General features: G+C 41.2%; 18 protein-coding genes. 2 read left to right on the top strand and 16 right to left on the bottom strand.

The features are described 5' to 3' along the window. Window positions 1–13 precede the first annotated feature (13 nt). The 11 genes from MKY34_RS06655 to MKY34_RS06605 all read right to left on the bottom strand — a co-directional run bounded on the left by MKY34_RS06655 (window position 14) and on the right by MKY34_RS06605 (window position 15,356). Window positions 14–1,318: a uracil/xanthine transporter gene (locus MKY34_RS06655; protein ID WP_342514422.1), complete on the bottom strand. Its 1,305-nt coding sequence runs from the start codon at window positions 1,316–1,318 to the stop codon at window positions 14–16. A gap of 193 nt (window positions 1,319–1,511) precedes the next feature. Then, on the bottom strand, window positions 1,512–1,919 hold the full coding sequence (locus tag MKY34_RS06650; RefSeq protein WP_342514421.1) for a cupin domain-containing protein: 408 nt from the start codon (window positions 1,917–1,919) through the stop codon (window positions 1,512–1,514). A gap of 100 nt (window positions 1,920–2,019) precedes the next feature. Further along, entirely contained in the window at window positions 2,020–3,069 is a 1,050-nt protein-coding gene (gene allD, locus MKY34_RS06645; protein ID WP_342514420.1) for an ureidoglycolate dehydrogenase, read from the bottom strand. A 195-nt stretch (window positions 3,070–3,264) separates the two neighbouring features. Beyond that, window positions 3,265–4,029, bottom strand: a complete 765-nt coding sequence (gene allE, locus MKY34_RS06640; protein ID WP_342514419.1) for a (S)-ureidoglycine aminohydrolase — start codon at window positions 4,027–4,029, stop codon at window positions 3,265–3,267. Window positions 4,030–4,054: 25 nt separating this feature from the next. After that, a complete protein-coding gene (allC, locus tag MKY34_RS06635) occupies window positions 4,055–5,305 on the bottom strand; it encodes an allantoate deiminase (RefSeq protein ID WP_342514418.1) in 1,251 nt (416 codons plus the stop codon). Window positions 5,306–5,610: 305 nt separating this feature from the next. Next, complete coding sequence (locus MKY34_RS06630; protein ID WP_342514417.1) at window positions 5,611–6,969, bottom strand: allantoinase; 1,359 nt, start codon at window positions 6,967–6,969, stop codon at window positions 5,611–5,613. 30 nt (window positions 6,970–6,999) lie between these two features. After that, entirely contained in the window at window positions 7,000–8,385 is a 1,386-nt protein-coding gene (allB, locus tag MKY34_RS06625; RefSeq protein ID WP_342514416.1) for an allantoinase AllB, read from the bottom strand. A 59-nt stretch (window positions 8,386–8,444) separates the two neighbouring features. Further along, on the bottom strand, window positions 8,445–9,947 hold the full coding sequence (gene ncs1, locus MKY34_RS06620) for an NCS1 family nucleobase:cation symporter (RefSeq protein WP_342514415.1): 1,503 nt from the start codon (window positions 9,945–9,947) through the stop codon (window positions 8,445–8,447). 517 nt (window positions 9,948–10,464) lie between these two features. Next, window positions 10,465–11,886 carry an NCS1 family transporter gene (locus tag MKY34_RS06615; protein ID WP_342514414.1) on the bottom strand — a complete coding sequence of 474 codons (1,422 nt, stop codon included), beginning with the start codon at window positions 11,884–11,886 and terminating at the stop codon, window positions 10,465–10,467. A gap of 473 nt (window positions 11,887–12,359) precedes the next feature. Continuing rightward, window positions 12,360–13,673 carry an MFS transporter gene (locus MKY34_RS06610; RefSeq protein WP_342514413.1) on the bottom strand — a complete coding sequence of 438 codons (1,314 nt, stop codon included), beginning with the start codon at window positions 13,671–13,673 and terminating at the stop codon, window positions 12,360–12,362. 450 nt (window positions 13,674–14,123) lie between these two features. After that, entirely contained in the window at window positions 14,124–15,356 is a 1,233-nt protein-coding gene (locus MKY34_RS06605; protein ID WP_342514412.1) for an alanine--glyoxylate aminotransferase family protein, read from the bottom strand. 274 nt (window positions 15,357–15,630) lie between these two features. Here MKY34_RS06605 and MKY34_RS06600 point away from each other — a divergent pair, with 274 nt between their 5' ends. Beyond that, on the top strand, window positions 15,631–17,268 hold the full coding sequence (locus tag MKY34_RS06600; RefSeq protein WP_342514411.1) for a PucR family transcriptional regulator ligand-binding domain-containing protein: 1,638 nt from the start codon (window positions 15,631–15,633) through the stop codon (window positions 17,266–17,268). Window positions 17,269–17,409: 141 nt separating this feature from the next. On the opposite strand, the gene MKY34_RS06595 is transcribed toward MKY34_RS06600, so the two are convergent. Then, on the bottom strand, window positions 17,410–17,793 hold the full coding sequence (locus MKY34_RS06595; protein ID WP_342514410.1) for a Rid family detoxifying hydrolase: 384 nt from the start codon (window positions 17,791–17,793) through the stop codon (window positions 17,410–17,412). Between the two features lie 169 nt (window positions 17,794–17,962). Between MKY34_RS06595 and MKY34_RS06590 the strand changes: the two genes are divergently transcribed. After that, complete coding sequence (locus MKY34_RS06590) at window positions 17,963–18,196, top strand: hypothetical protein (RefSeq protein ID WP_342514409.1); 234 nt, start codon at window positions 17,963–17,965, stop codon at window positions 18,194–18,196. A gap of 47 nt (window positions 18,197–18,243) precedes the next feature. Here the strand turns inward: MKY34_RS06590 and qoxD are convergent, their stop codons facing one another. The 4 genes from qoxD to qoxA are packed head-to-tail and all read right to left on the bottom strand — an operon-like array spanning window position 18,244 to window position 22,006. After that, window positions 18,244–18,525 carry a cytochrome aa3 quinol oxidase subunit IV gene (gene qoxD, locus MKY34_RS06585; protein WP_342514408.1) on the bottom strand — a complete coding sequence of 94 codons (282 nt, stop codon included), beginning with the start codon at window positions 18,523–18,525 and terminating at the stop codon, window positions 18,244–18,246. A gap of 1 nt (window position 18,526) precedes the next feature. After that, the gene (gene qoxC, locus MKY34_RS06580; RefSeq protein WP_342514407.1) at window positions 18,527–19,123 is read right to left on the bottom strand and encodes a cytochrome aa3 quinol oxidase subunit III; all 597 of its coding nucleotides are present in this window, start codon (window positions 19,121–19,123) and stop codon (window positions 18,527–18,529) included. Next, a complete protein-coding gene (gene qoxB, locus MKY34_RS06575; RefSeq protein WP_342514406.1) occupies window positions 19,110–21,068 on the bottom strand; it encodes a cytochrome aa3 quinol oxidase subunit I in 1,959 nt (652 codons plus the stop codon). Before qoxB ends, qoxC begins: the two co-directional genes overlap by 14 nt. Before the next feature lie 56 nt (window positions 21,069–21,124). Beyond that, the gene (gene qoxA, locus MKY34_RS06570) at window positions 21,125–22,006 is read right to left on the bottom strand and encodes a cytochrome aa3 quinol oxidase subunit II (RefSeq protein WP_342514405.1); all 882 of its coding nucleotides are present in this window, start codon (window positions 22,004–22,006) and stop codon (window positions 21,125–21,127) included. Window positions 22,007–22,329 lie beyond the last annotated feature (323 nt).

Genomic DNA, 22,329 nt, shown 5'->3' with positions numbered 1-22,329 from the left:
CCTAGGAATCCGCCTACTGCCCCACTTCTAATTCGACCGTCAACTTATTCCAGTTAATACACTTCTCCATAAAAATGGAGATGAAAACACCCATGATTAAACCATTACTAATTAACGGCTGGACCAACATTGGCATACTCCCAAACAGCTCTGGTGGGATATTCATAATACTAACACCAATCAGCACTGGGCCGGCCAAGCGGAAAATCGTTACCGAATTAAAAAGCGTACCCTTTAAACTATTTAACGAAGTCCCAAACAGCTGAAGATAAGCCACAAATAACACGGCATTGCCTACCGTGAGTGGCATCGTTCCTAAAAAACTGACCAATGGAGGAACAAATCCTAATAACATAAACATAAAACCGCTAATAATAAACGGCGCTCTTTTTAATAAACTTGTGCTTTCCAAAAAGCCAATCGTAGATGTAAAAGGCGTAAAAGGAATCAACCCAAACACCGCAGAGACGAACGCAAACAGCCCCGTTACAAAAATCGACCTTCTATATTGACCATGTTCGGCTTTTTCCTTATACAAAGCGGCAGCAGCCTCAATGGATGCAAAAGTGTTCGTTAAATTCAAAAGACCTGCTACAAAAGCAACGAAAATAATGCCATATTCCAAGTTGGGCATACCAAAAGGAAAGAATGTCAACGCTGCGCTAGCCGTGCCCTCCGCCGAAACATCACCTGGAAAAAGCATCTGATAGAAAAACCATCCCACAACAATTCCAATCAGAATCGAAAAGTTTCCAATATTTTTGCCGCCTTTAATCTTTAGGAGGCTAACAAAAATAACAACACCTATTGAAAACAAACTAACTGGCAGATCTAATGTGCCGTTTTCGCTAATCTTAAACATTCCTTTAAAAAATATAAAAATCAAATGGAATGTTAATAAAAACACATAAACACTCATCACCATCGGCGTAATGATTTTTTGGACGACAGTAATGAGATTAAACACTGCAATTAATACGGTTACAGCACCTGCCAGCAGAATGCCGGTCGCAATACCTCCCCCGACAGTTGCAAAATCCAATCCAAGCACGGAAGCTGATAACCCCATATTCAATAACAGTCCCCACATGAGCCCTGAAGGACCTTCTAGTAAAGGATAACGATGCCCAATCCACGCTTGTAAAATACAAGCGAGCCCCGTAAAAATAAAAGAACATCTTATCGTCATTTCAATGGTTTCCGCAGGAAGCTGGAACATCGTCCCTACAGATATTGGCACAACAACTGTGTTAACAAAAATAAAAAAAAGCCACTGAAATGAAGATAACATCGTTACAGCAGCCTTCTGCTTTATCATCCGAACTGTCACCACCTATGAAAAGCGCAAGGCGTCCGCTAGACGCGACAGGCATAAGTCGAGCCAGCGACGTGGCGTCCTTTGCCACACAGCTGGATTGCTTATGACCCGAGCGGCTGGCGCCTGGAGCCTAGTCACTAAGTAAAGTTGAAAAAGGAAGAAAACCCCGTCCCTTTTATCTATCTCTTTCAACTCACTTACAATTCCACTTGTTTTCGTATTTCGTAATATCCATTGGCAATGTACCTGCTGCAAAGCCTACAAACATGAAGCGACTAGTTCCTGTATTGCGCATCCCATGAATTTGATTGGGCTTCGCCAATAAAACCATCCCTTGTTTAATCGGAATTTCGTTCTCTAAATCCGGATAATACGTGCCTTCTCCCTCGATGCATACCCACATATCATCCACATCTGAATGCGAATGGACATAAACATCCTGCCCCGGCTCTAAACACCAAATTGCACCAACTGTTTTATCCGTTTCATAGAAATAGTTCTTTTGCGGTTCGTCAGGATCAAACTTTGCAATCTTATCAATTTCGAAAACTCTTTCCTTCATAATTTCCTCAATCTCCGTCAAAGTTGCTTTCTCTCCCATTTCCAAACACCCCTTTTTAGATTTGAAATTTCCGCGACTATGAACATCTAGCCCAAAACAATGACTACAAAAATTTGTAGTCATTATTTTGGGTCATTTGTTATTCGGCAAAAGCACCTTTATTGTCATACGTATTGTTATGAATCGTGTCTGAGATGAGATAGTTATAAACATCATCTACGATTTCAATGCCATTTTTCTCGCTTTCTTTTTCTCTTGTAGCACTTCTTTGACCAGGATAAGAAACTTGATCAAATCCAGGAGCTGGCTTCACTTGGTTCAACCCTGTCATTGTATCTGAAATCCCTTGTTTAAACGCCGATAGACCCGTAAAGAATTCAGGATTGATGACGATATGAAGCTGACCTAGATTTCGGTGCTCTGTCAGATCTTCGTACATAGACGATACTTTATTTCCAGAAGGTAGGCCTAACAGAATACCCGATAATACGTCGACCATCATCATCAGTCCGTATCCTTTTGGACCTGCAATCGGCAGTAATGCATTCACTTGGAAAGGATCTGTTGTTGGCTCTCCATTTTTATCGACCGCCCAAGTATCCGCAATTGGCTCATTCTTTGAGCGCGCATGTAAAACCTTCCCCCAGGCTTGAACCGTTGTTGCCATATCAAAAAGAATATTGTCTTCGCCGTTTCCTGGCGCCGCAAATGCTATTGGATTTGTTCCATAGTATGGTTCTGCTCCACCGTACGGGACAACCATCGGATCGGATTGGCAAACAGACAGTCCAATGAGATTCGCCTGTGCAGCCTTCTCAACAAAGTACGATAGAGCTCCACTATGACTAATCCGTCTCACACCGACAATCGCTATGCCTGTTTCTTTGGCCATTTTAATGGCTTCATTCATCGCCAAGTCTGCTACAACATGACCGACTCCATTGTCACCATCAAAGGTAGCTGAACAAGGGCCTGTTTTTTCAAATGTAAAGATCGGACTTGTATTAATGCCGCCTTTCGCAATTCTTTCAGCATAATATTCGACACGCATCGCACCGTGAGAATGGACGCCTCGTGCATCGGCATGAACAAGGACGTCTGCTACACCTTCCGCATGATCCTCAGTTAAGCCCGCTTTGTGAAGCTTTGTTTTGATTAGACCCATAAGTTCTTGCCTCGTTAACTTCATTATCCACACCTGCTCCCTATTTTTTAGTGTCCACCTAACAGTACAATCAACGATTGAATTGTTTATAGAATAGAAGACGCCAAATTGCGATCGACGACGTCACCCTAACCTCAGAATCATTCATTCCTCTGACTTCTAAATCTGTCCAGACACAAACGTTTACATTTTTCTACTATTTCTTCGTTCAGCTACTTCTTATAGTTCCTCATCACGGTTGCAATCTTTTGAGTACACATAAGTTAAGTTTTCTCTTCCTACTGCATAAGCTGCCTGATGAACATACGGCCCCATAAAGATATAATCGCCTTTTTTCACCGGAACCCATTTATTGTCGAGGTTATACATGCCTTCTCCAGATAGTAAGTATGCGCCATGTTCCTGCACATGCGTTTCAATAAACGGATGGCATGCAGCAGGATCGAACGATAGAATATGGAAGTTCATATCGAAATCTAAATCCGTCGGTAACAGATCTTTCAGATTCACATTGTGCATATCGTCATAATTAGCGTATTCAATCTTATTCGCATGGTTTGAAACGACCCATGGCTTCTTGCCTTCAAGCGGACGATACTTTTTCTTGTACAAGAATAGCTTCGAATCTGTATCGCCAATGTTTTCCAAGTACATTTTAGTGCCTGGTGGGCAGTATAAGTAACCACTTTCTTCAAGCGTAAATGCTTGTTCATCCGCAGACGCTTTGATAGCTCCTTCAATGACATAGACGAATGTTTCCACGTCCGCTTGTCCGCCAAATCCTTCGCTATTTTTCCCGCCTTCGTGCATCGTAATCACGTAATCGACAAAACTTGCGCCCATTTTCGGTGAAGCCAAAATCGAAACTCTACAATTCTCAAAGCCTGGAACAACGTTGTTCACTAAACCTTCTGGCGCAATTAACGCATACTTACCGTGCTCAATAATTGATCTGCTTGATAATAAATCGTTAGGATATCCCATTTTTATAAACTCCCTTTTATGTCGATTATTTGTAGGCTAATTCATATAGCGCGCCCACTAACGCTTTCACACCTTCTGCTAAATCAGCAGGCTCTGTATATTCTGCTGGATTATGGCTAATGCCTTTGCGGCTCGGCACAAACAACATCGCCGTCGGAACCGTTTCAGCAAAAATTTGTGCATCATGCCCCGCTCCACTATGCATTCGTTTATAGTTCAGATTACTTTTCTTGCACTGTTCTTCAATAATTGCCACAATCTCCGCATCCATTGGGACTGGATTAGCATCTAACCACATATCGATAGAAGCCTCTACACCATGTTCTTTTGCGTTTTCTTCTATATTTGCAGTCAGTATGTCTGTAAATTGAACAATCGCCGCTTTGTCGGTATGACGTACATCAATGGTGAAAATCACTTTACCTGGCACGACATTGACAATATTCGGCGTGATTTCCATCTTTCCTACTGTCATTACTAATGGATCACCTTGTTGCTTTGCTAGACCAATTAGTTCATAGATCATATGGCTAGCTGCATAGACAGCATCCTTACGGTAGCCCATTGGTGTTGTCCCTGCGTGATTCGCTTCCCCTGTAATCTCCACTGTGAAACGTCTTTGTCCGACAATGCTATGGACAACTCCAACCGATTTTTTTTCATTCTCTAGCACATTACCTTGTTCAACATGAATTTCTACGAAAGCCTTCAAGTCCTGTCGTGGAGCTTTTGACTCGTCTCTGAACGTAAAACCGGATTCTTTCATCGCTTCTACGAAGGAAACATTGTTAAAGTCCACAATCTTTTCGACATCTTCCCGGTTTGCAGTACCGACGATATTCTTTGATCCCCAATAGACATAAGGGAATCGGCTACCTTCCTCTTCTGCTAAAGAGACAACTTCAAGATTCCGTTTAGGCTGTCCGTAGTGTTCCTTTAGATATTTTAATGCAAGAATACCCGCCACAATGCCATACTGTCCGTCATAACAACCGCCATTTGTCACCGTATCCACATGTGATCCCGTCAAAATCGTTTCGCTTGTATCAGTACCTTGAACGATCCCACTCAGATTCCCTACCTCGTCAAATCGAGCGTCGAACCCTTCTGCTTCCATCCAACTTTTTAGTGCCTGTTGCGCCTCTACCCATTCTTTCGTATAAAGTAAGCGCGAAACACCGCCTGCTGGATCTTTCCCAAAGCTACCTAACCATTCAAGCCTTTCCTCAACAGCAATTCCTAAATCCTTGTCTTTACTCTTCATAACATCTTGCATTTCAGTTATCCCCCTTTTTTTCTGTAAAGCTTTCAACTTATTGCTTATATCTATCCAAATCGAACGCCGTTGTGCTTATACTCTTTACTGTAAGTGTTTTCTGTCAATTTGTCATTATCCCAAATAAACAAAAAAGACACCTATTTTTATGCACTATGAATAAAGGATTATATTTGTTGATTAACCATTTCCGAGCCGCTTTCGCTAAATGACTCACGACAGCTTTAAGACCAAGTAGGGGCTGTCCAGAAAGTCAGTGCAAACTGATTTTCTGAACAGCCCCGCGTGCCTAGTGTTTGATTTGCTTAAGCATTAATCTCCATTTCTTTTGAAACGAGATGACTCCCATTATCAAAGACCACATCCCCGTTGACAATTGTTGTGATGACTTTTCCTTGGAATGATTTCCCTACGTATGGTGATTGCTTATGGCGATAAAATAAGTCTGCCTTTTCTAATGTAAAGCGCTCATTTAAATCAACAATCGTCAGATCAGCATCACTTGCAACAGCGATTGTCCCTTTGGCAGGATACAGTCCAAATAACTTGGAAGGATTCGTAGCTGTTAAGGCAACAATCTTTTCTAATGGTAGATTACGCTTAAAATGACCTTCTGTTAGCAAGATATTCAGCGTTGACTGCGCACCAGAAATACCACCCCACGCGTTAAAATAATCACCATTTGATACCTTTTTCATGGCTGGAGGTGCAGGTGAATGATCCGAAGCAATGACATCGATTTCTCCCGTTGACACAGCCGTCCATAAATCTTCCACTTCTTGCTCATCGCGAAGTGGTGGACAACACTTCGCCACCCCACCCTGTTCCGCTAAATCTTTTACAGTTAGAGATAAATAATGCGGACATGTTTCAACCGTAATATTTACTCCTCTTTGTTTAGCTTCATTAATTACTTCCACAACTTTTCGGCTACTGGCATGAACAACATGCAGCTGGCAACCCGTCGCTTCAGCATAAGAAATAATGCGTCTTACCGCTTCAATTTCAGAAATAATAGGTCTAGATTCAACAAAATCCTGGGCAGATGTTTTACCTTGACGTTGCTTCTCCTCAGCAAGCTGATCACAAATGACTGTACTTTCTGCGTGAACCGCTAGGAGGGAACCGACTGAAGCAATTTCATTCATCCCCTTGAAAATCGTCACATCATCTACATGATTAAAATCAGCAATACCACTCGGCGACATAAAAGCTTTAAATCCGATGACGCCATTGTCATGTAGCTCTTTAATGTCGGCAATGTTTTCAGGCACAAGTCCACCCCAAAAACGATAATTGACAATCGACTTTTCTTCAGAAGCAGCTTGCTTTAACGCTAAATTTTCTTTATTGATTGTTGGAGGTGTACTGTTTAACGGCATGTCAAAGTAGGTTGTTACACCACCAGCTGCTAAACTTCGGCTACCCGTTTCAATGCCTTCCCATTCGGTTCTGCCAGGCTCGTTAAAATGCACATGCGTATCGATTAGTCCTGGTAGGATATGCTGACCTTCAGCATTGATTTCTTTACTAGCAGTCGCCTCAATCTTTTTGCCGATTGAAACCTCTTTAATTTTCCCATCTTTAATTGCGATATCCCCTTGGACAACCGAATCTGCTGTTACAATGCTGCCGTTTCTAATCAATAAATCATACGTAGCCATAAGCCTTTCCCCCTCTATTGGTATCGTGATTTACACCATCGCTGTTTCTTTTGCATGATGTGTTACGAATTGACCGACTGGTTGCCCAACAATGCCTTGCGCTAAATCAAATACGAGATGGCCACGAACAAAGGTCTTGGTCACTCGGCATTGGATCTCCCTACCAATGTACGGGCTATGCTGATGACGGTAGTATAAGTCCTCTTTTTTCACTACATAGGACTGGTTAGCATCTACAAGGATAATATCGGCGTCCTTGGCGATAGCGATTTCCCCTTTAGCAGGCATATTGAATCGTTCCGCAGGATTTGTCGCAATCATGCGTACAAAATCTGTTACTGGAACATTGCGTTTTAAAACAGCCTCATCAAACATTAAGTCCACATTGTTTTGGCATCCTGTAATACCGCCCCATACTTCAAAAATATTATTCGTATCGCTATGCTTCATTTCCGGAGGACATGGCGAATGATCTGATGTTAGCATATCGATTTTGCCTTCAATTAGTTTATTCCACAGTTTTTCCTGTTCCTCCTCGTTGCGTAGTGGAGGTGAACATTTCGCAACCGGGCCAATCTCTTCGAACTGAGCCGTTGTGATTGTAAAATAGTGTGGACAAGATTCGACGGTTACATCCTGTCCCTCGTTTCGAGCTTTCGTAATTTCCTCCACTGCTTCTTCGGTGCTAATGTGTACGAAGTGAAGCTTACAGCCCGTTTCTTTCGCTAAAAACAGCGCCCGTTTCACAGCTTCTACCTCCGTAAATATAGGACGTGATGCCACATAGTCTGTCGCTGTAATTTTCCCTTGCTTAACCATTTCTTCACCTAAACGATCTGTTATAAGCGCATTTTCCGCATGAATTGACAACATATGCCCCAGTTCAGCTAACTTTTTCATCCCCGCATAGAGCGTGTAGTCATCCACATTGACAAAGTCATCTGGAACATCCGAGCCACAAGTGGACATGAAGCATTTGAAAGCGACAACTCCTTCATCCGATAACTCTGCTAAATTCTCAAGATTACTAGGAACAAGACCACCGTATAATGCATAATCTACGTAGTTCTTGCCAGTAGCGGCCTCTAGCTTGGAACGCAGAGCCCCCCTGTTTACGGTTGCAGGTAAGGCATTTAATGGCATATCTACATAGCTTGTTGTACCACCAGCAGCCAATGCCTTTGTGCCCGTAACAAATCCTTCCCACTCTGTACGACCCGGTTCACAAATATGGACATGCGTATCAATCATTCCAGGCATCACATATTGCCCTTCAGCATTGATAATATCCGTTGCCGTATCCTCAATCATTTCAGCAATGGCAGATATTTTCCCGTTTTTAATCGCAATATCAACGTGTCTTACATCATCCCTAAATACTACTTGGCCGCCTTTAATAATTAGATCATACTTCATTTTTTCTCCCCCTTAAGTTAAGTGAACTGTTTATAATTTCAGTACTTTTGAGTCGTTATTTATCCTCGTCTAACCGTCGTTCTAAGCCCAATAGATTCAGCTGTTATTTCAAGCGCTTCACTCTGTTTTTTGACACGTTTAGAAGCAAATAACTCCTTATTCACTAGTGCAATATATATTAAGGAAGCAACTACAAAGCCCGAAAAGAAGGATATATCATATAGCGGTTTTAAAATCGGCACAAACTGACCAATTATACTAACGATACCACCGCCGAGCGTTGCAACTACGGCAGGTACATGAACGCCATTCTTATAATTATACTTTCCATTAATCGCATATAACTCTTCTAGGTTGAGTATCCTTTTCGCAACGATAAAGTAATGTGTGAGCATAACCCCAAGTACTGGACTTAGCAAGCCTCCGATAATCCCCAAAAACATGAAAATACTCGTCGCATCCTCCATCAACTTCCACGGCATAATTAGAAAACCAACAATAGCTGCTAGGAGTGCACCCGTTCTAAACGTCAGGTGTTTTGGGAATAGAGCAGATAATTGGTAACCCGCCGGAATAATATTCCCCGTAATATTGACCGCTAATGTCGTCATACAAATCGTTAGGACCGATATACCTATCGCAAAGTTATTATCAAAACGATCGACTACATCTAATACATTCCAAATCGGTGTTCCAAAAGCAATTTCTGAACCAACAATCACGGCAATCGCCGCAACTGCGAATAATAAATAAGTCGTAATCAGACCCGCAATTTGACCAATCGACTGATCTTTTTGGGAGCGGGCTTCTCTCGTGAAATCGGAAGCGCTTACAATCGGTGCTGCCCATGTTGCCAATATTGCACTTATGCTAGCAATGAAGACCAGTGTTGTGTTTCCTTCAACTCCTTTAGACGTGTGTTCGAGAATCGGCGTAATTCCTCCCGCCAATTGAATTGCCCAAATGGCCATCCCACCAAACACAACATACACAAGCGGCGATAACAGCTTTATGAATTTACCAAGTATCTTCATGCCACCGAAAACAAACAGTATATTAAATAGCCAAAATGCGATAAATGAAATTAAGCCCGGTAGGCTCAATCCGAAAAGGTTCCAGTCTCCGCCCAAATGAAGATAAGCAGGCCATAACTTACCAATTAGAATTGTAAAAGCTAGACTGCCTGCATACGTTTGAAAACCAAACCACATAACAGCAGCGATACATCCCCTTATAATGCCTGGAAGCATTGCCCCTTTCGTGCCATAAGAAGTTCGTAAGAGCATCGAAAATGGGATGCCGTATTTAGCACCTGCATGACCACTTAACACCATGACGCCTGCTAAAATAATCGATGCAATAACAATCGACCAAAACACTTGACCAACTGATAGACCAAGGGCAAAAAAACCACCGATTGTTACATACGCAGGGACATTATGAACATTCCCCATCCACAAAGAAAAATAGTTTCCTATTTTCCACTTTCTCTCCTTAGGACTTGTTGGCATGAGATCTTTACTAAGCTCTACATCATATTTCATTGGTTCTTTAGGTTGCATTGTCGTGGACCTCCTCAAAAATGTGATATGTAGTAATTATCTTTGCCAGATATAAATAGCGTTGCACATGCCAATCTATTTATTCTCTGTTTAGATATTTCAGACTATTCCCTAAAGTGATATTCTCATTATAAGAGTTTAGACCTTAGATATCATTGTCCACTACAAACATTTTTCAGTGTCGAATTTTGTATAGAGTAACCAAAATTCAAGTAACCCCCACTTCGACAAGCTCCCTTCTCTATCGCCATTCTCCACCAATAGCCTGCCAGAGAATGCAGCAATTAGACACTTTGTATACAATTACTTTTTGGGTGCCTTGAATCGAACAATTTCTATACGATGATCGAGTGTTTCTATGTGGAGGGACGCGACAGGTAACGAGTTGCAACAGCATTATAAAAACGAGTTTGTCTAGCAATGACTACGTCATTACTAGACAAACTCACCTTTCAAACAGTAGGAATCGAATTTGATTCCTCCCCTAAAGCGGCCGGAAATCGTTCCATGAAAATGATTAATCAACAGATGCAGAATCTTTCTCAAATATCGTACCCTTTTTGAATTTGGAATCTTTAAAAGCAAACTTCATCAGAAGAATATACGCAATACCCGCCACAACCACTCCGATAATCCATGCCAATTCCACCTTCATAAAGGCTGCACCCGCACCGATCAACATCGCTAATATTGCACACGGATTGTATCCAGAGAACGGACCATCATCCTCATACAAATCGGCCACATTCACTTTTTGCTTTCTTAATATATAATACTCTATCAATAAAATCGAAACAATCGGACCTAAAAACGCGGAGTAAATCAGAATGAACAGTCCAAGACCCTTTGCCGAAGAATCCTGTACAAGTACCCAAGGGAACGAACACAACGCAAGCAAACCCGTGATGATAACAGCAGATTTATATTTCATTTTCGTCAACAACGTAATGACATACGTCGGCGGAATAATGTTCGCAACCATGTTTACTGCAACTGCACCCACAACGATAAATGCAGAGACAAATATCGTAATATAAGGATTATCTACTACAATCGCAAACGCCTTTACGGGATTAGAGATACCAGTTGCTGAAGCAAGCATGGCGCCAATTGTAAGCGTCAGACCATATGCGATGACAATCGGTGAAAAATATAAAAACCCTCGTTTCGTATCGCTAATACCCGATTTCAGTTCTCTTGAATAGTCTGCTGCGCTTAAAAAGATTGCTGCGTAATTCCCGAGAAACATCATGATAAATGCAAAGAATGGCAAGCCCCATGAACCTTTTGCATGAACCCATTTTTCCGCAATTACAGTACTATGGGAAGCTAGAAGAACGCCAAATACATAGACAAGAGCTAGCATAATTACTAGGGATGCAAGCGACTCTACCCATTTAATCGCATGGAAGCCATACAAGGAAAGTCCAATTTGAATAAGTTGCAGTACCACAAAACAGATGAAAATATTGTCGAATGTACCACTCGTAACAATCTTCGCAATCTCATTCAAGGCAGTACCACCAATCCAACTTTGAAAACCGTACCAAACGATGGCAGGTACACCTCGTAACAATGAAGATACAACAGAACCTTTCACCCCAAAAGACATCCTCAGTTGGACAACATACGGGATTCCTGTTCTGTAGCCGACTCGATCATTTAAAGCAAAGAATGTGGAGATGATTCCTATTGCTATGATGGCTGCAACAAACGTCTGGTAGATGTTTAGCATGGCAACGCCCGCTACAACTAAACTGGCTCCCAGCGTCATATTTCCTAAGTTAACACCGTCTCCAATCCACATAAACAAATAGGATATCGGACCAACCGTCCTGTTCTCTTTTGTTTTCGGTTTTAACGAGTCATCCATCCCCGCCCCTACGACCTCTTGAATGTTCGTCTCTATTATAGCGCTACTTTCTAATTTTACAGTCATTGCCCGCCCAACTCCTTTTCATGGTTTGTTGTTTGTCTAACAATGCATTCCCCATATAATGCTAGGCTTCCATTTCACTTTCAAAACGAACGTTCTTCCGAGGCCAGTTCATATAGAAATCATCTGAAATCTGCAACCCATATAGGACGCTTATTTTGTAATATAAAAAGAATTTCTTCCTGCAATCCCCCTCTTATCTAATCCCCCTAATGTGAACGCAGAATATTTGAAATCATCCGAATAGGAATGTTCACTAATTGTAAGCGCTAACAATCGATTTTTCATTATCCTTTATAGATAGTGTTCAAAATTTATTTTGTGCACACTAGCTGAAATTGAGCAGATTGATAGGCCGACCGTTAAAATTACACAGTTGCTTAATTGATAGATACGTTTAAATTCGAAAGAGTCTGAGTACCAATCAAACTCTTTCGAATTTACGCTATCGATGAGTTAAAGCAGACCGCACTTACTCATTGGACAGCTACCTTTCTTTCTCTCTTCTCTACTTTCATTTCCACCTGATTATCTTTTGGCTTTTCATTGATTGTCAATGCAATAACCGCCGCCACGACTAGCGCCAGAATCATCATTATGAAAGAAGTATCAAACGAACCACTCGTTTGAATCATGTATCCCATTAGGAAGGGAGAGACAAATCCTGCAATCGATCCAAAACAGTTAACTGTCGCTGAACCTGAGGCCATAATTTTCGCAGGAAGACTCCCCATCACTAAGCCCCAGAACGCACCTTGTGCTAAAAACATGCAAAATGCTGCTAAACATTGGAATACAATTACCATCGTAATAGAAGCAGATTGAAACATAAAATACAGCGCTATGCCTCCGGCGAGAGCCCCCGGTATAAACACCCACTTCCTGTTTCCTTTGATTTTATCCGCCAAGTATCCACCAAGCACAATGGCAACAGTCCCCACTAAGTAAGGTAATGCACTAAAGATACCTGTACTCATAAGTGAAAGTCCTTTTTCCTTGATTAAATAAGATGGTAGCCATGACGTAAATCCCCAAAACGTTATATCAAAGAAAAACCAAATGAGAGCCATCTGCCATAAAATCGGCTTTTTCAATAACTCTTTGAATGAGACTCCAGCATTCTTTTGTCCACCAGATTGCTCTTCAACATCATCTTCTAACTCCGCAAGTTCTGCTGTCGTAATTTTCGGATGATCTTTTGGGTTGTCTTTAAATTTAAACCAAATATAAACCCCGATTATTACCCCTGGTATTCCCATGACGATAAAGACAACACGCCATCCATATAATCCGATGATTGCTGCTGCCGCAATCGCCGCGATTGCTGGACCAAGTGTATTAACCGTTGATTGAATCCCTGTCGCAGTACCGCGTTGCTTACTCGGAAAATAGGTAGCAATAGCTTTATAGGACCCACCAGGTAAACAAGCTTCTCCTAAACCAAAGACGAAACGAAGCACTAACAAAAGTGGATATGAAAAAATAAAGCCCGTTAAACTTGTAAAGATTGACCACCAAACGATAGCAACACTTACGACCCGACGAAAGCCAAACTTATCCGATAACATACCGCCCGGAATTTGAAACAATGCATATCCAGCAAAAAATATACTTAATAACAATCCTTGGGCCGTTGCATTTAGATTCAAATCTTCTCCTATAAAAGGTAGTGCTATGGTGATCACCATTCGATCTAGGAAAGAAAATAACCAACATAACCACAAGACTAATAAAACCGAGTAACGAACCTTCCACTTTTTCTTAGGAAACACTCGTGTTTGTTCATTCATGACAAGTCCCCCTTTGCATTTTTCGCGCCAATTTTATGAACAGACCCCATACAAACCATAAATTTGTTTCCTTACTCCTGTTTCTTTCTACTAGCTTTATTAGCAATAGATCGTTGCTAAATTCTTTCCACGATTCGATGATCACCACACCTTCGCAATTTTCTGACTATTATTAGTTTTTCATTTTAAACGTTTCCTACAATAAAATCATTGTTCATAATGAATAAAAACATTTTTGTATTTTGGTTTAAATAATCAACAGATAAAGGTTGACACCAAAATGGTTGCGAATATATAGCCATTGCTAACGCTTAGTTCTAGAAAAAATAGAGCAATCGAAAATTCAGTACGGCAAAAAAAGCTGACCCTAAAGTCATTTTTCAATGATCTTTTGAGTCAGCTATAAAGTGTGAGTTATTAAGAAAAGAAGGTCCTACAAATTCTTCGTGATTACTTCGTTGAGAGCTCTACCGTTTTTCCTTCATATACATCAAGTGCAGCTTGAAGTGCGGCACCAGCGTTCACTTTTCCACCATGGCGATAAACAGATGCTTCCAACACAGCTAGAACTTTTAAAACATTTTCTTTTCGACAGCTAAAGCCCATCGAACCGATACGCCAAATCTTCCCCGCAAGCGAGCCGAATGTGCTAGCGATTTCTACTCCGAACTCTTTCGCCATCGTCGCGCGAACCGCATCTCCATTAACCCCTTCAGGAATATTTACACAAGTAACAATCGGCATTTTATAGCGCGCATCTCCAAAAAGCGTCAGTCCCATCGCTTCGAGTCCCGCGATTAGTGCTTTTTCATGGAATTGGTGCCTTGCAAAACGTTCTTGCAAACCTTCTTCCTGAATAATGCGTAAGCCCTCTCGAAGTGCATAGAGCATTGAAGTCGCTTCTGTATGGTGATTGAGGCGTTTCGGACTCCAATACTCTTGAATTTGGCTTAAATCGAAATAGTTGCTTTGAATTCTTCTCGCATTTTCAGACGTACGATCTAGCCCTTGCTCAATTTTTCTTCGCTCAAGAATAATTTTTTCGATTCGATCATTATAAGTAATTGGAGACATACCCGTCGGTACGCCTAAACACTTTTGCGTCCCACTAATAACTGCATCTACGCACCACTCATCTGTTTTAAAGTCTGTTCCTCCTAATGTAGCAACAGCATCTACGACAAATAACACATCATTTTCTCGACAGAACTTACCGATTTTATCTAATGGTTGCATAATGCCCGTTGACGTTTCTCCATGGACAATCGCTACAACTTTTGGTTTCACTCTTTTAATTTCAGCAATAATCTCTTCCTGCTCAAAAGCAGTACCCCATTCGCATTCCATCGTCGTTAGATCAGCACCTGAGCGATCAGCAATTTCCGCGACCAAATGGCCAAATCGTCCGAAAATCGGGACAAGAACCTTATCATCTGGTTCAATAATCGAGTTCAACACTGCCTCTAGTCCTGATCGTGATGTCCCATCAATTGGATATGCCCAATGATTTTTCGTTTGAAAGGTCTTTCTCAATAATTCCATTGTTTCGTCCATGATGGCTAGAAACTCCGGATCAAATTGTCCAATAATCGGGATGGACATCGCACGAAGCACACGTGGTTCAGCCTCAACTGGACCTGGTGTCATTAATGTTCGTAGTGAAGGATTTAATTCTCTTAGCATAATAAAAAACTCCCTTCCCTTATCATTTTACAAAGAATTCTGGAAATTCCTTCCGATCAATTGCACCGGGTGCCGCTCACTAAAATGTTTATAATTGATTTTAAGGAATATTCTATGTACAGTTGATTCTAAGGTAGGTATCCCCAAATGTCATTATTCACAATGAACAATTTAATTGCCTTATTTTATATAAATGAACCAACCAACCAACAACGTAGATATACAACTCACATTCAGCAGGTATTCGCTGAAAACAATGAATTAGAGGTGCTTTATGAAAAAGGTAGAAGATTTATTTTTTGTGGATGTATTCCAAGAAGCAACGGTACTCGCTGGACATGTAGGACTTAAAAGGGACGTTGGCGCCATAGAGATATCTGAAACACCTGACGTCATTCACTTTTTAGCTGAAAACTCACTTGTAGTAACGACTGGATACGCTTTTAAAGATGACCCTCTCGCCCTCTGCAATCTAATCTCAGAAATTAATGAACGCCCTTGTGCCGGGATCGCGATTAAGCTGAAAAGATTTATTGATACAATCCCGCAACCAGTACTCGACTTAGCAAATGAATTAGACTTCCCAATTATTCAAATCCCGGAGTCATTAACACTCGGTACAGTCGCACACCAGTTATTAAGTTTTATATGGGATAACCAAATTGAAGAGTTATTTTACGCTATCCATATTCACAAGAAATTTACCAATATGATGATTAAGGGCTATAAGCTGCAAACGTTAATTGAAAATCTTAGCTCCTTGTTAAAATGTCCTATCCTCTTACTTGATCCAATTGGCGATGTCACTTCTTTTTCTAACCATTTTCAAAAAAGTACGATGCAAACAGTTATGACGAAAGTCGAGGGGCTTTTTAAAAATAATATGGATTCCTATCGTGAAAATGACACGCTGTTGATACCTAATCCGAATGCAGAAGGCACAGATATTTCAATAAGGATATTTAAAGTGAAGACGATGCGTCCTTATCCTTACTTGCTCATCATTTTTAACCCTGAAAAGCTCCCCTACCCTTCTTCACAATTAGCCATTGAGCAAGCTTCAACCGTTATTTCGTTTACATTGCTCAAAAACGAAGCTATTCGAGAAAGCAGTCGCTTGTTAGAAAACAACTTCTTCACTTCACTTGTTGATGGGAATATTTCTTCCAAACAGGAAATTATTCACGGAGGAAAACTGCATGGTTTAATTGATAAACTAGCTTACATTTGCGTTGTTTGTAAAATTGATGGCGAACAATATAGCACGGATAATATGAATAAGTTATACGATCACTTATCTAAGTATATAAAGAGCTCTTTTTTCGAAATCACAACTGAAAATATCATTTTTATGAAAGATGCTTCTTTTGTCATTTTGCTACAATCTCCCGCGAATACTACTTGCGACAGTAAAATTTTAATCGAAGAAAGGCTAGAGGAATTTCAGCAGAACATCTATGCCAACCTAAAAATCCCGCTGTCATTTGGCGTAGGTAGCCTTTACAATGACGTCACGGCGATTCCCTCCTCATATACAGAAGCTGTGGAGGCATGGACAAAGGGAGCGGAAATCTTTCAACATCAATTTATCAACTTCTACGAACCTAAGCAGCTAATCGAACTCATTCGACTGATTCCTGAGGAAAACCTCGCGAAGTTTTATGAAAACAACCTACGTTCTCTTGCTTATCCGAAAAACAAAGATGAAGAGGACTTGGTGAATACATTACTGGTCTATCTAGACAATAACTGCGAGATTGCGATGACGTCGCGGAAACTATATGTTCACCGAAATACGGTCAAATACCGCATTGCCAAGTGCGAAGATATTCTAGGCTATTCCATCCACGACTCACAAAACTCCTTGCATTTACGAACAGCTTTACTGATGCGCACGATGTTCACAAAATAATAGCAAAGAAAAAGGGGCTGTCCAGAAAGTCAGTTCAAAAACTGATTTCTTGGAACAGCCCTTTTCATATATCTTGAACAAAAAATTCTCTCCAACACCGCTTCGGCGACTGCTTTTAAGGTGCCTTCACTGGAGATCAATTCAACCTTTTCTTTTGGCAATCATTTCAATTTCAACATCCGCCCCGAGTGGTAGTCCCAAAACGGCTACACATGTCCGAGCGGGGTAAGGCTCCGAAAACTGGGAAGCATACACCTCGTTCATTTCCGCGAAATGTTTCATGTCCGTTAAATAGACATTTACTTTCACTACATCATCCGACGTAAGATTAGCTGCTTCCATTACCTCAAATAAGTTTCGAAAACATTGTTTCGTTTGCGCCTGAATATCCCCCGTCATATCTTCCGCTGACACAGAATTCATGGCTGTCTGACCTGAGAAATAAACCAATTCCCCCGCATCTACTGCATGCGAATAAGGCCCTGATGCCGTTGTACCTTTTGCATAATACACTGTTCTGCCCATAGAATCCCCCTTTACTTCTTCATGTACCGCTAGATTATAAACGAATAATTCAAATATTCAAGCCATATCATTTTAGATATACAAGCTTAAATATTGTCACAAAAAATTCAAAAAGAGTTTGACAAAGTTGTGAACAAGGTGAATACTATAAGAAAAGGGGTGTTGTGAAATGGACTCTGCAGTAAAAATATTAAATGCAGTTAAATATGTGGGAGGTACAATCCTAACAATCGGAATCGCTATTTTCCTGTACGGCTTCTTTATAAGCGAGTACAGCACAGCAACTGGCATCGGGATCGGTACAATCATGGGGGCTGTTTTTATCTTTATGATGGGTGTATTCTTTGTCGCAACAGAAGAAATGCAACAAAAAGTAGCGAAAAATGTGCATATTATCCAATAAAAATAGGAAAGGAGCGCCTACAAGCAGCGCTCCTTTCCATCTTTCTATTACATATCCCAAACTAATATTAACAATGTACCGAAAATCGTAAAGAGGGCTATTCCAACCCCATAATAGATATTCATGTAAATTGCCGCTTTATCCTCTGTTTCACCAGCATGCATGAAGACCATCAGCTGAACAGCTGCTTGGACAAATGCTGTCACTAACAGAATCGTCATTCCTACCGCAAATGTCACGTCCATATAATAGACCGTCAATGCAGCAGCAGTTAACACCATCGAAAACACAAAGCCCATTACCTGTTTACGCGGGAATAATTCGCTCATCTTACATCATTCCTTTCAAGTAGACAAAGCTGAAAATAAAGATCCAGACAACGTCTAAGAAATGCCAGTACAAGGAAAAGATAAAGGCTTTATTGGCCGTTTTAGGCGTTAAACCGTATTTTTTCACTTGTAGGATGATGAATAATCCCCAGAATAGCCCAAGCGTGACGTGTGCACCATGTGTCCCTAATGTCGTCATTAGAATACCCGTAAATGCACTCACTTGAAGTCCAGCTCCAATATTAACATAATGCGTAAACTCGTAAATCTCAACGCCTAGGAACGCTAAACCAAGCAACAACGTGATTCCAAAGAATGTCATCATGGCATTTTTTCGGCCAAGACGCATTGCATGCACACCTAAACCAATTGTGAAACTACTTGTTAGCAGCAAAATCGTTTCAATTAGTACCGGCGTGATTTCAAAAATCTCTGCCCCTGTCGGCCCACTAGCAGTACGAGGTGCTAGTATGAAATAGGTTGCAAACAAAGTTGCAAATAACATCACTTCGGCGCCAAGGAAAATCCAGAAACCTAAAATGTTCAACCTACCCTGTTCTGTTTTATATTCAAGCGGAAGTGAATTATCTAGTTTCATCCGTTAACACCTCGCTATCTTTTTCTGTCGCTTCAATTTCTTCAACCGGAATATAATACCCGTCATCCTTTTCAAACGAACGATGCGCCATGCAAGCAAAAATCGCAATCGTCGTTATGATCGCTGGTATCCACATACTAAATACAAACGAGAAGCCCCATACAAAGAAAATACTACTCATAATAAACGGCATACCGCTGTTATTCGGCATATGAATTTTCTCGATTTTGCCTTTGAATAATGGTTTTCCTTTTTTCTTATGATCCCAGAATGCCTCAGTAGATTCCACATGTGGTGTTCTTGCAAAGTTATACGATTGAACCGGGCTTTGTGTTGCCCACTCAAGCGTACGTGCATTCCACGGATCGGAACCGATATTTCTTGGAGCATAACGCGTACTGTAATAGATGTTGTACACAAGAATTGCAACACCAGCCATCAGAACAATCGCACCTGCAAAGGATAGCAAGTTCAACGGACCATAGCCAGTTGCTTCCGAGTATGTGTACATACGGCGTGCTTGCCCATCCAACCCTGTAAAGAACATCGGGAAGAACGTGACATTAAAGCCAATCGCGATAAACCAGAACGCCCATTTACCAATCTTCTCACTCAACATATAACCGAACATTTTCGGCCACCAATACGTAAGACCCGCCAGCATCGCAAAGACAACACCCGGAATAATCGTATAGTGGAAGTGCGCAACTAAGAACATCGTATTATGGTATTGGTAGTCAGCACTTGCCATACCAAGCATAACTCCAGTTACCCCACCGATTGTAAAGATTGGGATGAATCCAATCGTATAGAGCATCGGAACCGTAAATTCAATTCGACCTTTTCGCATTGTTAGCAACCAGTTAAAGATCTTAATCCCGGTCGGAATTGCAATCGCCATTGTCGTAATCGAGAAGATACTATTCGCTAACGCTCCTTGACCCATTGTGAAGAAATGGTGTGCCCAAACCAAGAATGATAGGAATGAAATGATCACAATTGAAGCGACCATCGATTTATAGCCATACAGGTTACGTCGTGAGAAGGTAGAAACAATCTCACTATAAATACCGAATGCCGGTAAAATCAGAATATACACTTCCGGATGTCCCCAAACCCAGAACAAGTTCGCCCAAAGCATATCCATACCACCATTGGTCATCGTGAAGATATGGGTACCGAATAGTCGGTCCATCGTCCCTAGTAACAACACAACTGTCAGGACTGGGAATGCGAACACAACAATCGCGTTCGTAATAAGCGCCGTCCATGTGAACATCGGCATCTTCATCAACGTCATACTTGGTACGCGCATTTTAAAGATTGTTGTCATAAAGTTAATCCCTGAGATTAACGTACCGATACCAGCAATCTGAATAGACAGCAAGTAATAGTTCGTTCCTACAGATGTGCTAAAGTCATTCCCTGCAAGTGGGAAATACGAAGTCCAACCTGCGTCAGGTGAACCACCTACGACGAATGAGATGTTGAATAACATCGCCCCCATAAAGAACAACCAGAAGCTCAGTGCGTTCAAACGAGGGAACGCTACGTCACGTGCTCCGATTTGTAAAGGCACAATGAAGTTCATCAACGCATAGATAAATGGCATCGCCATAAAGATAATCATAACAACACCGTGTGTTGTAAAAACCTCATTGTAATGCTGCGCGTCTAGTAATGTATTATCAGGTACAGCCGTTTGTGCTCGTAGCATAATGGCATCTACCCCACCACGGAATAGCATTAGCAATGCCGCGATTAAATACATAATACCGATTCGCTTATGGTCGACTGTTGTCAACCATTCACGCCATAGATAACCCCATTTTTTAAAATACGTTAAGCCGAAGAGAATCGCGATCACAGTTAACCCTATGGCAACCATCGACGCATAAATCGCCGGGCTTGGATGAGGTATGGCAAATCGATCAAAGTAAGTCATACTTGTTAGAACTCCTTTCGGATAAATTAATACTCCATGTGTAAAATCTTAGATAGTTATTCGTCATGGTCGCCATGCTCTTCAGATGCATCTGCATCATCCCCATGACTACCATGGCCTTCAGGTGGCGGCGAAAACTCCAAGTGCGTTCCACTAAATGTCGATCGACCAAGATGACCAGGCAATAATAATTCTTCAAACTTCTCTTCCGTCAGAGTAGGAGCAGTCTTTTTAACTTCGTCTACCCATTCCTCAAATTCCTTAGGAGACATCGCCTTCACATCAAATACGTTTTCCGCGAAGCCTTTCCCACTAAAGTTTGAGTTTCTACCCATATATTCTCCCGGCTCGTCTGCAGCTAGGTGAAGCGTGGTAATCATATCCGACATCGCATACTTTTGTCCGCCTAACTGCGGAATCCAGAAGGCTGTAATCGGACCATATGAATACAATCTAAACTCCAGTGCTCGATCCGTTGGGATATACAAATAGTTGACCGTTTCAATGCCCTCTTCTGGGTAACTAAAATGCCATTTCCAGTCAGAAGTAGATGCATAGACAACTAACGGCTTTTGATCCTCATATCCTTCCGGAGTTGCCTCTACCACGTATGTCGATTTCACAGTGATGATTGAAAGGACAGCAATGATAATAATTGGAATCCCTACAATAATCCCTTCAACAATTGGATTTCCTTCAATATGTGGTGGCTCATAATCTGCGCTTTGTTTCGACGCACGATATTTTGTCACAATGTATACCAACATCCCGAATACTGCAATGACTACAATCGCCATCATGGCAATGGATATCCAAATGACATCAGCAATTGTTTCAGCTTGCGGCCCTTTCGGATCCAACACCATAACCGGTTCACAACCTGCCAATACAGCAAGAACACCGATTACTACACTTAAAAAAGCCCACTTCATTCTCATAGAGGTACCCCTTCCTTTTTATCTATAGGCAGCCAATGACACCTAGCGTAATTTGACAAAGAAAATACTACGCTAGGGGATTAACCTGATTTGAGCTCTTTCCTAATCAAGTTAAAAACATCGTGTAAACGTATAGTTACTTGGTCTTTCTCCTAATACACGCTTATCTTATTATAACGAAATCCCAAAAACAATTACCCACTATGAAGTTCACAAAAACTTCACCTCAAAATAAGAAAACACGACACAAATCGTTCATAGAATAGAGATTTATTGGTCACATTTGATTTTTGCAGCCACTTCTAATTTAATTAAAAAGTAAA

The organism is Sporosarcina sp. FSL K6-1522 (assembly GCF_038622445.1).
GTDB lineage: Bacteria > Bacillota > Bacilli > Bacillales_A > Planococcaceae > Sporosarcina.
This window is presented reverse-complemented; position numbering and strand designations above follow the sequence as displayed.